This is a genomic window from Methylophaga sp. UBA3603, assembly GCF_002375335.1.
Lineage (GTDB): Bacteria > Pseudomonadota > Gammaproteobacteria > Nitrosococcales > Methylophagaceae > Methylophaga.
The window spans coordinates 65,911-80,190 of record NZ_DFMC01000007.1; the positions used below are offsets into that span (position 1 = coordinate 65,911).

13 protein-coding genes are annotated in these 14,280 nt (G+C 42.8%); 7 read left to right on the top strand and 6 right to left on the bottom strand.

Annotated elements, in window-relative coordinates:
- Positions 1-3: 3 nt before the first annotated feature.
- Positions 4-405, bottom strand: coding sequence for a flagellar basal body rod protein FlgB (gene flgB, locus B4F66_RS04020; RefSeq protein WP_292356206.1), 402 nt, complete (start codon positions 403-405; stop codon positions 4-6).
- A gap of 329 nt (positions 406-734) precedes the next feature.
- Here flgB and B4F66_RS04025 point away from each other — a divergent pair, with 329 nt between their 5' ends.
- Genes B4F66_RS04025 through B4F66_RS04055 form a run of 7 tightly spaced genes read left to right on the top strand, consistent with a single transcriptional unit; the run spans position 735 to position 7,608 of the window.
- Positions 735-1,286 (top strand): GspH/FimT family pseudopilin, encoded by a 552-nt coding sequence (locus B4F66_RS04025; protein WP_292356204.1) that lies wholly within the window; start codon positions 735-737, stop codon positions 1,284-1,286.
- Positions 1,280-1,750, top strand: a complete 471-nt coding sequence (gene pilV, locus B4F66_RS04030) for a type IV pilus modification protein PilV (RefSeq protein WP_292356202.1) — start codon at positions 1,280-1,282, stop codon at positions 1,748-1,750. Before B4F66_RS04025 ends, pilV begins: the two co-directional genes overlap by 7 nt.
- On the top strand, positions 1,747-2,811 hold the full coding sequence (locus tag B4F66_RS04035) for a PilW family protein (protein ID WP_292356200.1): 1,065 nt from the start codon (positions 1,747-1,749) through the stop codon (positions 2,809-2,811). Before pilV ends, B4F66_RS04035 begins: the two co-directional genes overlap by 4 nt.
- A gap of 8 nt (positions 2,812-2,819) precedes the next feature.
- Positions 2,820-3,347: a pilus assembly PilX family protein gene (locus B4F66_RS04040; RefSeq protein WP_292400911.1), complete on the top strand. Its 528-nt coding sequence runs from the start codon at positions 2,820-2,822 to the stop codon at positions 3,345-3,347.
- Positions 3,348-3,349: 2 nt separating this feature from the next.
- On the top strand, positions 3,350-6,889 hold the full coding sequence (locus B4F66_RS04045; RefSeq protein WP_292356196.1) for a pilus assembly protein: 3,540 nt from the start codon (positions 3,350-3,352) through the stop codon (positions 6,887-6,889).
- An 18-nt stretch (positions 6,890-6,907) separates the two neighbouring features.
- Positions 6,908-7,204 carry a hypothetical protein gene (locus B4F66_RS04050; RefSeq protein WP_292356194.1) on the top strand — a complete coding sequence of 99 codons (297 nt, stop codon included), beginning with the start codon at positions 6,908-6,910 and terminating at the stop codon, positions 7,202-7,204.
- Between the two features lie 14 nt (positions 7,205-7,218).
- Positions 7,219-7,608, top strand: a complete 390-nt coding sequence (locus B4F66_RS04055) for a type IV pilin protein (RefSeq protein WP_292356192.1) — start codon at positions 7,219-7,221, stop codon at positions 7,606-7,608.
- 77 nt (positions 7,609-7,685) lie between these two features.
- Here the strand turns inward: B4F66_RS04055 and B4F66_RS04060 are convergent, their stop codons facing one another.
- The 5 genes from B4F66_RS04060 to B4F66_RS04080 form a co-directional block, all read right to left on the bottom strand.
- Positions 7,686-9,719 (bottom strand): retention module-containing protein, encoded by a 2,034-nt coding sequence (locus B4F66_RS04060; RefSeq protein WP_292356189.1) that lies wholly within the window; start codon positions 9,717-9,719, stop codon positions 7,686-7,688.
- 195 nt (positions 9,720-9,914) lie between these two features.
- Complete coding sequence (locus tag B4F66_RS04065; RefSeq protein WP_292356187.1) at positions 9,915-10,373, bottom strand: hypothetical protein; 459 nt, start codon at positions 10,371-10,373, stop codon at positions 9,915-9,917.
- Complete coding sequence (gene slmA / locus B4F66_RS04070) at positions 10,334-10,948, bottom strand: nucleoid occlusion factor SlmA (RefSeq protein ID WP_292356185.1); 615 nt, start codon at positions 10,946-10,948, stop codon at positions 10,334-10,336. Before slmA ends, B4F66_RS04065 begins: the two co-directional genes overlap by 40 nt.
- Positions 10,945-11,850, bottom strand: a complete 906-nt coding sequence (argB, locus tag B4F66_RS04075) for an acetylglutamate kinase (protein WP_292356183.1) — start codon at positions 11,848-11,850, stop codon at positions 10,945-10,947. The genes slmA and argB overlap by 4 nt, the downstream gene beginning before the upstream one ends.
- Before the next feature lie 114 nt (positions 11,851-11,964).
- Entirely contained in the window at positions 11,965-14,274 is a 2,310-nt protein-coding gene (locus B4F66_RS04080) for a phosphomannomutase/phosphoglucomutase (protein WP_292356181.1), read from the bottom strand.
- Between the last annotated feature and the right edge of the window lie 6 nt (positions 14,275-14,280).

The following is a 14,280-nucleotide window of genomic DNA, read 5'->3' on the forward strand; positions in this document are numbered from 1 at the left end:
AGATTATTCTCCTTTAATCGCTTTGGTCAGGCCTTGGAAACGTCCGCCTAAAAATTCAAGACTGGCCTGGTACTGAACGGCATTTTGCATAAACTGTGCCTGCTCCACTTGTTCATCCACAGTATTACCGTCCAATGAGTCTTGCATCGTTGTCCGGTACTGGGTTACGGCTTCAAATGGATTTTCGTTGTTACCGGCAATATGTTTCTGATGAGTCGTACTCAAAGCGGCAGATTTTTGTCCTGCTGCCGCCATTTGCAATGCCGATTGAAAATCCATATCTTTCGCTTTGAAGTTTGGCGTGTCTGCATTGGCCAGATTAGTCGCCAGCATTTCTGCCCGCTGTGTCCTGATACGCAAAGCATCGGCATGAATCCCAAGAGCAGAATCAAAATTTATCGGCATGCTGTTTCTCCACAACAATCATTTACTTGAAATCACCTAAGCATCTTGCATGCCACAATTTATTATCAATATTAATCAATCACTTAAACGTTCTGCGGCAAGCTATAAAAAGCAAAGCGGCAAGCTGTTGCCACTCCACTGAACCAGCGGAATACTGCTGATATAATCCATGGCTTGTTTAGGTATTAATTGAAGAAAAACCTGTCAGGGACGATACATTTGCCAACTGGCTCACGTATTTAAAAAATAGATGGCGGGCAAGCAGCATAAGTGCTTGACCCACAATAGTTTTAGCGTTAAAAACAAAGACCTACAAGGAGCGTCAACAAGTGAAAAAGTTTGCAGCAAATAATGGTTTCACACTGATCGAATTAATGATCACACTGGTTGTTGTCATTATTTTGGTTTCAATTGCTGCCCCAAGTTTTAATGCAATGATTCGTGATAATCGTCTGGCCACTGAAGCCAATAATTTTTTAGGTTCATTACAGCTCGCCAAAAGCGAAGCAATACGTCGGGGAGTTCAGGTCACCATGCTCCGTAATGGCAATGCTGCTGGTGAATGGCATGGCGGTTGGAGAATTTTCACTGACTGGAATCGAAATGAAACATTTGATGGTAACGCAAATGCTACCGACTGCAGTGTAGAGGGACAAGACTGCTACCTGAGAATTTATGATTCTTTGGGAAACAATCTCACCCTCACCGGAGACGCTAAATATCAGGATTGGATAGCCTTCAGCCCCTCTGGAGAGGTTTTAAGCTCTGGTGGAGGATTACCAATGGGAACTTTTACGCTGTGTACTCCAAACGCAAATCAGCGAAATATTGTTTTCAATAATGCGGGCCGCATGCAAGTGCGGGAGGGAGCAGCATGCTGAAAATAAAACAATCTGGCTTTACTTTGTTGGAAGTAATGGTTGCCGTATTTGTTTTATCTGTGGGTTTGCTAGGTTTGGCCCATTTACAGATAACCGCTTTAAAAACCAATCAAAGTGCGGATCTTCGTACTCAGGCATCCTTATATGCATCTGATATTCTGAATCGTATGCGAGCAAATCGAGTAGCGAGTCAAAATGGTCTTTATGTCATTGCCACTACAGATGGTATACCCAACGCTGGAGGTAATGTTTCTAACCAGGATCTTCATGAATGGAGAACAAGTCTCTCCAATGCTTTACCTGGAGGTACAGGCGGCATTAACTGTCCAGCATTTAATAACTTAAATGAGTTCATTTGTACTATCACAATTGAATGGCGTGACATACATATAGGAGATAATGCCAACAATATCAACTACAACGAATTAGCGACTAAAACATTAACGATGGAAGGAGCTTTATGAATAATCAACGCGGCCTTTCCCTGGTTGAATTAATGGTAGCCATCGTTTTGGGACTGATCTTAGTTGCGGGCGTAATTGAATTGTTCGTTAATAATCGTCAAGTATATCGTGTTCAGGAAGCAAAAGCGCGAATGCAGGAAGATGGCCGTTTTGCACTGCACCATATCAGCCGAATAATGCTTAATTCAGGCTATAGAGGATGTGATTCTTTACAGAACCAAAATGCCAATGTGGAACAGGACAAACGCCCCTTAGAAAATGTATTAAATGGTGCTAACGCTTATTTATGGCGTTTGGATATACCCATTGAAGGTAGTGAAGGTACAAACGGTGCATTTAATCCGGCACTTGATGCAACGATTAGTGGTAATGCTCTCGCTGGGTCAGATGTCATTACAATTCGCACTGTTAGTTCTGGTCATGCAAATATTATCGATCATGATGGCACTGACTTTACTGCGCCACTTGAAACCGGTACCGACAATACTTTTACACCATGTGACCCTGATCCTGCCAGTCCAGACTATGAAGCTACTTGCAGCAATATTGCTTTGGTTACGACCTGTGATAGTGCCGCCATCTTTCAAATTACCAATGATCCTTCTTCAGGAACAATAGAACATGCAGCTGGTGTGGGTTCACCCGGCAATTCTTCAGCTAATTTAGGTGATAACTTTGGTGGTGGTTGGCTAAATACTTATTCTGCAAATACTTTTTATATTCGACAAGGCGCTTCGGGTCCTTCTCTTTATCAAAAAGTGCTGGATAACGCATCTCAGGAGCTTATTGAAGGCGTTGAGAGAATGGAAATTCTCTACGGTGTTGATACTAATCAGGACTTTTCTGTAGATGATTACAGAACAGCAAATGCAGTAGGAAATTGGGCAAACGTAATCAGTGTTCGTATAAGTCTTTTAATGGTGAGTCTGGAAAACAATCTGGTAGTGGATGGACCCCAGGATTATTACTTCAATGGTGCCACTATTACTCCTGCTGCTAATGACCGCCGACTGAGACGCGTCTTTACTCAAACTATTGTTCTACGCAATCGCACATCATGAATAAACTAATGGCAACCAATCAAAAAGGTGCGGCGTTAATCGTCAGCTTGATTATTCTGGTGTTAATGACCTTGTTAGGTCTATCCAGTATTAGCACCAGCTCACTTGAAGAGAAAATGACCGCCAACCTTCGGGATCATGAATTAGCTTTCCAGGCAGCTGAAATTGCACTACGTGATGCTGAGAAAAGAATCTCTGCATTTGTCACTGAACCGATTGCAACCCAAGACGGCAGTAATGAAAACACTTGGAATACAAATGCCATGGATCCTACTCCAACGAATGCAGCACCATGGTGGCTGGAGCGCGATGCAGCCTGGTGGAGCGCCAATGGAGTTGCTTCAGTAAACGTCGCTAACGTAGCTACACCTCCCAGATATATTATTGAAGAATTAGTTTTTGACAATGATGATGAAAACAAAGGAACAGGTTCCCCAGTTGACGGCATTGTCCATTATCGTATTACAGCTCGCGGTACCGGTGGTTCTGACCAGGCCAGAGTTTTATTGCAAAGCACTGTTATTAAGAGGTACTGATAATGAAAAATTTCATCTTAAAATACGCAGTGGGATTTATTTTATTAATAAGTAATGGTGCTTTTGCTACAACATTAAATATCAGCAATGTTCCACTTTATCTGGGTGGTAGTATTGAGCCGAATATCATGTTTACACTTGATGATTCGGGATCTATGCAATGGGAAGTAATGCCTGATGAAAATCGAAATTTCAGCAGCTATATTTTCCCACGACCTAGCAATTTATATGGTGGGGTAACCTACGCAAATCAAATTGCAAATTTTGATGATGATAACGTTCATAACTTTTTTACACGATCGTCAGCTAATAATGCGGTTTTTTATAATCCCGATGTAACCTATGTACCATGGAGTAATGCCGACGGTACCAGCATGGGAAACGCAAATGTCAACAATGCTTTATATAACCCTGCTATTCCAGCCCTTGGGGGCATTGATTTAGTAAATCAACAAACCCAGTTTGCTTGTTGGTTTAGGAATACCAGTGACCTCACACAGGCATTCGGGGATCCATGTAACGGTAATCACAGCTTCTGGCCAATCACTTATTACAAATATAATGGTGGCAGCCGTACAGCTAGAAGCAGCTATACCAGAGTTCAAATTACTACTTCAACCTCATCCTCTACTACTTTCACCAGCCCTAGTGGCATTGTTAGAACCAAAGCAGAAGAAATTCAAAACTTTGCTAATTGGTTCCAATACTATCGCTCGCGAGTTTTGACTGCGAGAGCGGGTGTCGGCAGAGCTTTTGCCAAACAAGGTTCGAATCTACGTGTCGGTTTCGCAGCAATTAATCAGGGCAGCAAAACGATTGACGGTGTTACTAGTAATCGGGCGGTTATTGAGGGGTTGAGACAATTCTCCGGTTCAAACCGAGCAGATTTTTTTGACAACCTTTACGAGCGTGTAATTAACAACTCAGGAACTCCTCTTCGCTCCGCCACCAATAGTGTTGGCCAATATTTCGAAAGAACTGATAACTCCGGTCCGTGGGGAAATACACCGGGTACTAACAATGATGCAGAACATCTTTCATGCCGTCAGAGCTATCATATTTTAACAACTGATGGTTACTGGAATGGCTCTAGCCCAGGGGTTGGCAATACTGATGGTACGAGTGGAGAAGTGATATCAGGTCCAGATAATGATGATTATCAATATACTCCAGTAAATCCATATACAGATGCGTGGGATAACACCTTGGCGGATGTTGCAATGGAATATTGGAAACGCGATCTTCGGGAAGATTTAACTAATAATGTCCCTACAAATCAGGAAGATCCTGCGTTCTGGCAGCATTTAGTGAATTTTACAGTAGGACTAGGGGTTAATGGTACGTTAGATCCTGATACAGATTTCGAAGCATTAGCGTCTGGAAGTATAGGTTGGCCAGAACCCTCGGCAGATGCAGAGGAAAATATCGATGATCTTTGGCACGCTGCTGTTAACAGCCGTGGTTCCTTCTTTAGCGCGACAGACCCTGATACTTTTGCTGATTCTTTAGCAGCTATTCTGTCAAATATTTCATCAAGGACTTCTTCGGCTGCCTCTGTTGCATTAAATTCTGGTTCCGTATCTGGTGACAGTAAAATTTATCAAGCACGATTTGATAGTGGAGACTGGAGCGGTCAGTTGTTAGCCTTTAGCATTAACGATGATGCCACACTTGGGGGCGTTGCTTGGGATGCTGGAACACTGATACCCGCTGCGAATGATCGTGTTATTGCAACTTATGATGGAAATTCTGGACAGCCTTTCCGTTGGGCATCAATTTCAGCTAGCCAACAAACTCAACTTGGTAGTCAATCAATTTTAAATTATATCCGTGGTGACCAATCCAATGAAGCCAGTAATGAAGGTGGTACGCTTAGAAATAGAAATCGTTTACTTGGCGATATTATAAATTCTGCCCCAACTTATGCAGCAACCCCAGGTTCACGTTATCAAGATAACTGGGGAAATTCTCAACCTGAAACAGCAAGTCCTTATTCAGCTTATGTGGTGGCAAATATTAATCGGCAAGGATTAGTTTTTGTAGGTGCAAATGATGGAATGCTTCATGCTTTTGATGCCGATACTGGGGTTGAAAAATTTGCCTATGTTCCCAATGCGGTTTACAACAATTTAAATAATTTGAGCAATACCAGTTATACACACAAATACTATGTGGATGGCAGCCCGACAATAGTAGATGCCTTTATCAATGGTAGTTGGCGCACCGTGCTCGTTTCAGGACTAGGTGCAGGCGGACAAGGTATGTTTGCATTAGATATAACTGATCCAACAAGCCTTAATACAGAGGCAAATGTTGCTAGTAAAGTTTTATGGGAATTTACAGATCAGGATGAAAGAGATCTTGGGTTTACATTTGGACAAGCAAGTATTGTTCGACTAAATAATGGCGAATGGGCAGCTCTAGTTGGCGGTGGCTATAACAATACTGCAGACAATAATTTAGACAGTAATGATGCTCAAGACAGCCAGACTGGTAATGGAGTCATTTATCTTATAAATCTTGCAGATGGTAGTTTGATTAAGAAGTTTGACACATTGGTTGGTACTAATGATGATCCAACCGGTGCTCAACGACCAAATGGTATCGCTTCCCCAACAGCAATTGATATTAATAATGACAATATAGTAGACGCTATTTATGCTGGGGATTTATTCGGAAACGTTTGGAGTATAAATGTAACCGGCCAGGATGAGGATAATTGGGACTTTACCTATCTTGATTCCGATAATCCTGAACCACTCTACACGGCTTGTGCAGGAGAAACTTGTACAGGGGCGAATATTCAACCTATAACAACTCGCATTCAAGTTGTAAAACACCCTAGGGAAAATGGCTATTTGTTATTATTTGGTACGGGTAAATACTTTGAAGTAGGGGATAATTCTAGTGAAAATCAAGTCACTCAGAGTTTTTATAGTATTTGGGATAAAAGACTGTCAGAGCTGATAGCTTTTGACCGAAGCGATCTTTTACAACAACAAATTCTGCAACAGGTATCTGTAGATGGCTTCAATTATCGTATTACTTCTGATGAGCTGATTAATTGGACAGAACATTCTGGTTGGTACATTGATCTTGTTAATCAGGATGTAAATTCAGGTAACCTGGGAGAAAGACAAGTAAGTAATGCCATTATTCGTAATGGGCGGATTATATTTACTACTTTAATTCCATCAGATGATCCTTGTGCATTCGGTGGATCTGGTTGGTTAATGGAAATGAATTATGCTACGGGTGCAAGATTATCCTATTCGCCCTTTGATGTTAATGGAGATGGCGTTTTTACATCTGAAGACTTCTTTATGATTGATACAGATGGGGATGGTGACCCAGATACTGAAGTTCCATACAGCGGAAAAGAATCAAAAGTAGGTATTATTCCAACGCCAAGTATCGTCAATCAACCCGGTGGACAACAGGAAATTAAATATACCAGTGGTGCTGATGGCAATATTGAAGTAACGATTGAAAATCCTGGTCCAGGATATGAGGGACGTCAATCATGGCGTCAATTGCAGTAATTTACTAAGGTTACCTGTATGAAAATATTTTCTATTCTGGTTTTTATGTTATTTAGTGCAAATGCATTTTCTGGTGCTAACACCAGTTTTACCCAGACTGGAGTTATCAGTGAAGAATCAGGCCATTCAAATACTATAATAATTAATGACACCGCCTATCGGATAGATAGTAATACAAATGTTCATGCATTGGTTCGTCATGGTGAGTTAGGTCCTCAGCTTCCTGCAGGCGAACTAATCGGTTTCAATACAAAAAATGAAGAAAATAGTGAGCTGCCATATGTCACTGAAATTTGGTTACTCAATGCTAATTAACAGGAACTGAGAACATGAACACTACTCCTCAGAGAGGTTTTACGCTAATTGAGTTGATGATAACGGTTGCGATCATTGCTATTATTGCTGCAATTGCTTACCCATCCTACCTGGAGCAAGTTAGAGAGACTCGTAGATCGAATGCACAGGCTGATTTACTTGAACTGGTAAGTTTTATGGAAAGATATTATGGGGAAAACTTCACTTATGCAGGTGCCAATTTACCTTTCATAAATTCACCAAAGCAAGGTAACAGTTTTTATAACTTAAGTTTCACGGCCGCACCATCCGCCACAGCTTATACAATCCAGGCAGCTCCTACAGGGGGGCAAGCAGCTGATCGTTGCGGAACAATGACGATTAACCATAATAATCAAAGAACACCAGCTAATGATTGTTGGTAACTTAGTAAGTTAGCAAGAAGTTTAACCCCATAAAAAAACCCGCGTTATGCGGGTCTTTTATGTATAGAGTTAACTAGTTAACTATCAACATTCACATGACCATCCTGTACGAGCTTGTTAATAATCTCAGCCTGTTGCGTTGAAGTATCAAATCCACCAAGCCCCATATCAGCAAGAGTCGTACCTTGCAAAGTAATAGTTTGTTTGACGTCGCCACCAGCACCCTCGGGCTTGAGCTCGATAACGGTATCAACACCATTATCTTCAATATGAATATAATCAGCTAAATCCCCGGACTCTTCACCAACAAGAATATCTGCAAAATCAAGTACATCACCTTGCTCAATATTAAAATCAGTAACGGTATCCTGGGCGGAGATATTGGAAAGATTAAACTCATCCCCTGCCTGCCATACAAATAAATCAGCCCCATCTCCACCTGTCAGAATATCATTACCAGCTCCACCAATAATGACATCATCTTGATCGGTACCAATCAATTCATTATTTCCACGTCCATCTTTGATAATATTAGGTTCGCCAGAATCAGGGTTTTCCAAAACCGCATCACCTGAAGTAATAACCGCCTTAACAGTATCACTTTCATTGCCAGCCGCATCAGTCACGGAATATTGGAATTCACTATCAGGAATTTCACTTACGGTCACTTTTTGGATGTAGTAATCACTACTGTCTGATGTAGACTTTTTACCATCAACATAATTAGTAGCAGTAAATTCAAGTGAATCAAATATTACACCATCAGGCAGGGTAAAAGTCGCATTACCTGAGGATCCAGCAGGATCAACGGTCAAATTATTCTTTGCCAGAGAAAAATCTACCGGTTCTCCGTTCAGTAATGGATTACCGTTCGCTGTGGTAAATGTCCAAACACCAACTGACTCACCATTCAAAAAAGCTTCGACTTGCCCAACCTCTTTTTCATTGGCAATAAGTCTACTGACAGTTATGGTGGCTGCTAATGATGGATTCTCAAATCTCATTGTTATTTTTTCTGAGGCTCCACCTCGGTGTTCCAGCTGATTTGGTACAATTGTCCCTCCAGCAACGCCAATGCCATCTGAATCAAATGCAATTTTAGCAGACTGACCATTAAGATTAGTCGCTTCAAGAGTAACCCCCTCCCAGGCTGAACTCCCTGTTTTAATACCGCCATAGGATTTCGATGTTAGTTCTGAGTTAAACTCAGCAAGAGTTGCACTCCAAACAATCGAATCGCTTGAATTAAATGTATTGCCTTCATTCAATTCAACCCAATTATCACCATTTTTTATAAAAAGCTGACCGAAACTAGGCGGTGCCTTTAACGTAAAAAGCAATCCTGCCAAGTCGGTTTCATTATCATTCCCCCCCAGGGATGCAATATCCTCAAACGTACTAGGATTGGACTTATCTTCACCGCTATCAACAAAACCATCCACAGAAAATTGTTTAAATACATAAGCATCTTGGGGTAATTCTATTTCAGTCTGACTTGCAAACTCATAACTGGTTAAAACAGGATCCGCAACTGGCTTAAGATCATCTGGCTGATTAGGATCTGTTGGATCTGTTGGATCTGTTGGATCTGTTGGAATAATGGGATCCAAATCATCCGACTCATCAACTAAAAACTCAAACGGTGGAGGATCAGGGAAAGCAATACCCGGCCCTGTTGTTTCAAAACCTGAATCAGGTGTAATTCGTGGAGCAAGGTAATCTACAACAACCGCTTCGCTGCCACCTTCACTGGTGGGCTGTGCGCCTGGACCAGCAGCAGTAGGATCAGCAACTTGTGTTGGATCTTCACCTGCGAGTAAAGCCTGTTGAATGGCGTCTATATCATCGACCACATCAGCTGCCGGTGGTGTATCAGCTTCTGCAACATCCAATTCAAATGCTTCACTGTCGAGAACAGCTTGAGAATTACGTCCCAGATCCATTACCCCGCCATCTGGAAATTCAATTTCGATAGCACCGGCAATACCCGTGGTAATAATTTCGTTGGGATAAACTTTGTCACCAACTTGTAAATTTCTCACAGTACCGTCGACTGCTGTGGCAGTTGCAGTGCCAATTAAGGCTGAAATAATTCCGGCTTCTGTGGCCATAAAATTCTTCTCCGATGAAATGCTGCTTCCCAAGGCCAACAAAAACCACTTGTGACCATATTTGCAGATAGTCTCCCATGACTACACAAAGCTATCTACTGTACATTGGTACTAAAAAAACAAATATTTTAAAAAATTTATTTTTTTGTTAAGCAAAATTCCAGCCAGATAAAATTAATTCTTGTCCAGGTTTGATTATTGCCCCATATCACCTGCAGCGAAATGATTCAGCATATCGGCGACCAGACGTCTTGGTAACCATGCCTCACCATCATGTACGGCTCGAATAGCTTTGACTAACTTGTCATGCTGTGATGGTGTGATGTAACCCCGTGCTCTGAAGCCAGTTGCTTTGAGTTGATTAAAATCCGGTGTTTTATCCGACATAATCAGGGTCTGATTATGTTCGTAATTTGTCGCCAGAACCAAACATAGAATATCGGCATTAATCCGTTCATTGTTTTGTTCCAACACGGTAATATCAGCTTCAGCAGCGATTATTGCCAAAACTGCTGTATCAACAGTTTCTGGGTCGATAACGGTAATCTTTAAGTCATCATGTTCAGCCAGATTAATTAAACTGGCTATTGTTCGACCAATCAAAACTACGTTAATCACGCGTAGACCTTCAGAATCGTATTGATGAGTTGCCATTGTTGTTCCCATCCCTGAAGCGGTGACTGACGAAATCCACTACGAACAAACTGTTGAAGTCTTCCTTCAACAATACTGAGTAATAAGTTAGCCGTTTCATTCACTGGCCGTCCGCCAGCTTGAGTCAAGGTTAACTCGCGTTCCCGCAGAATTTGTCGGAATTGCGTCTCCAATCGGTCAAAAAATTGACTCACGCGATGACGAAGCCGTTCTGTTTCACCAGTTAACGCTGTTCCAACGAGGACACTGCTAATACCTGGATTTTTGGCACTAAACCCCAGCATTAATGCCATAATTTTTTCACATCGAGAGACCGCATTATCATCTTCATCAACAATTCTACGGATCAAGCCAAAAACGGTATCTTCGGAAAATTCGATAAGCCCCTCAAACATTCTCGCCTTACTGGGAAAATGGCGGTACAAAGCCGCTTCAGATACTCCGAGGCTTTCAGCCAATTGCGCTGTTGTGATTCGCTGTCCGGGATGTTTTTCAAGTTGCGTCGCCAAAGCTTCCAATATCGCTTGATGACGCGACTGTTTATTCTGCGCGCGCGTTGATTGTTGCTCAGTCATCGACCGCCTCCACGAATAAGCGTACCAACGCCCTCATCCGTAAACATTTCCAGTAATACCGCATGCTGTACACGACCATCGATGATGTGTGAGCTGGTCACCCCCGCCTGAACGGCATCTAACGCGCAGCCAATTTTAGGTAACATTCCGCCATAAATGACACCCGAGGCAATCAAATCATTGACTTGTTTCGCATTCAGACCAGTAAGCAACGTCCCGTCAGCATCTAGCAGTCCGGGCGTGTTTGTCAATAGGATCAGTTTTTCTGCCTGCAACACTTCAGCAATTTTACCAGCAACAAGATCGGCATTAATGTTGTAGGACTGTCCATCCTGCCCCACCCCGATAGGTGCAATTACAGGAATGAAGTCACTGTGAATCAACATATCAATCACGCTGGTATCAATACTGGTTACGCGGCCTACATAGCCCAAATCAATCATTTCCGGTGCATCAACGCCAAGTTCTTCCTGTGAAGCAAATTTCATCTTTTCAGCAAATATCAGACTACCGTCTTTCCCCGTCAAGCCGACAGCTCGTCCACCATGGTTATTGATCAGATTAACAATGCTTTTGTTCACTTGGCCGCCGAGCACCATTTCAACAATATCCATGGTCTCGTTGTCTGTGACCCGCATACCATTAATAAATTCGGACTCTTTTCCGATCTTTGCCAAAAGCTGGCCTATTTGCGGACCACCACCATGAACAATGACAGGATTAATACCAACAGCTTTCAACAACACAACATCGCGGGCAAAACTGTTTTTCAACGTTTCATCAATCATGGCATTACCACCATATTTGATGACCAGTGTCTTACCGGAAAAACGTTGGATATAAGGCAACGCTTCAGTCAGAACCTGAGCAATATGTGACGCTTTTTGTGTATTCAAACTCATTAAAAATTTCTTCCTTGTCCCGCACAGTCTGTTTAGTGCAAGCTTTTTTTATTGTTTTTGCTTATGTAAAATAACGACCAACTATAATTCGTTTTTGTCGTTAACAGCGTAAGATTAAAAATTAAGACTTAGATTAGGTTTCACCTGCAGCATCTGCTGAATAAATTGCTGTTTTATCTGTTCCAGATCTTCTTCAGTTTCTGCTTCAAATCGCAACGTGAGACCGGGAACAGTATTTGATGCTCTAACAAGTCCCCAGCCATTGCTAAAATTCACCCGCACACCATCAATGGTGATAACTTCGCCATCATCGAACTGTGCATTTTGTGTAAATTGTGTCATAAACCGACGGCATTCTGCTGTATCTAAATCAATTAAAATTTCTGGAGTGCTAACACTTTGCGGTTGTGCAGCAAAGATTTCTGTTGCGCCACGACGTTGTGGATCATCGGCAATCAGCGCCAGCAGGCGGCAGGCGGCAAATAAAGCATCATCAAAACCATACCAGTTATCGGCAAAAAAGATATGTCCACTCAGCTCACCCGCTAATTTTGCCTCATGTTTGAGCATTTCGGCCCGTATTAATGAATGGCCCGAAGCGCACATCATTGCCTTACCACCTGCCTTGGTAATAACCTGCCTCAACAAGCCCGTACTTTTGACATCATAAACAATGGTCGAACCTTTATGGCGTTTCAGAATATCGCTGGCAAACAACATCAGCAAACGATCCGGCCAGATAATTTCACCCTCTCCGTCAACCACTCCCAGTCTATCGCCATCTCCATCAAACGCCAGTCCAATATCAAGATGTTTCTCACGAACCAGTTTAGAAATATCCTGCATATTTTGCGGTTGGGCCGGGTTGGGATGATGATTGGGAAAGTGACCATCAACTTTGCAAAACAGTTCATGCACCTCACAGCCTAATGCGGTTAGCAACTGCGGAACCACTTTACCAGCAATACCATTTCCACAATCCACACCGACTTTTAGCGGGCGGGATAAAGGAACAGTCTGTTTTACTTTTTCAATATAACTAGCAATGATATCTGCCTGTCGTAACTGGCCCTCCCCACTATAAAGTCGAGAATGCTGTATACGATGATAAATGCCCTGAATAGCATCACCAGACAATGTTTTGTCATTGATAACAATTTTCAGACCATTGTAGCCCTGTGGATTATGACTGCCCGTCACTACTACGCCACAATGTGTCCGCATGTGCTGCGAGGCAAAATAAACAAGAGGGGTTGGTACCGCTCCAATATCAGTAACATCACAACCACTGGCCAGAATACCTTCGATTAATGCATCACTGAAACTCTCACTGGAAAGCCGACCATCCCGCCCGACGATAATCCGGGTCTGCTCCTGATGCTGTGCCTCCGTACCTATGGCAAGCCCCAAGACCCGCATAATGGGTTCACTTAATTGGGTGCCGACAATACCCCGAATATCATAGGCCTTAAAAATAACCGGTTTAATATCTACTGGCCTGACTCTATCTACTGACTCGGTTTTACTCACTTTGGGAGCGGCTGCGCGTATTACCGCAGGAGGCGGCGTATTATCGATATTAACTTCATTTTCTGTATATTCTACTGGCCGTGGGCGTGCTCCAATTTGCGCCTGTTTTTTTGGTTTTAACGTACTGAACCGGTTTATCACCAGCCAGCATAAGGCACAAACAATAATGGCTAACATGAGCAATGCAGGCCAGGCTGCTGTTTTAGCCACCCCTTCAGCAGGCCAGAATGCCAGGCGCCAGTAAGCTCCGGGTAATGCCTGAGTAAAAACAGGACTGGAATGCTGAGCTTTACCATCGCCTTGTTCGATCAAAGTCAGCCAGTTTTGGGCCCCTTGCTGTAATGCCAGACTACCTGTACCAATCGATAAATAACGTTCACGCAGCTTATCCTCCAGCTCAGTCATTTGCAGGCTAAGCACCAGATAGCCTGCTGCATCCAGCTTCTTGGTCAGTAAAATATGCGCCTGAGGCGTATTTGGCTGCATAACAGCAATATCAGCCATACCTTGCATGTCTGCCTGGCGCAGACTATTAATAGTGCCAAAACTGACCGGAATACACGCGTCGGATGTTGGAGCAGCAGGTATAAAGGAAATAACACATGAGGTTGATGCATCAGGCCAGCCAAAAGCTACCGGGTCCTGTGCATTTTCCGCCGACATCTCGTTAAAACGTTGCTGCCAGTCTTGTAGCATATCGATCATACCGGATGCAGCGAGCGCCAGCTTTTCCGTTTGTGTCTGGTTGAATGCTTCTGAAGCTGACTGCTGTTGGTAATCATTAATCCGGATTGCTGCTGCCACCCCGGAAAGAACAATCAAAATCAACAGCAGAATGGCCAGCGAACTCAGCCTTCGGCGAAATAGCTTCAGATTTTGCAGTTTCAGCAGCACGGTTGT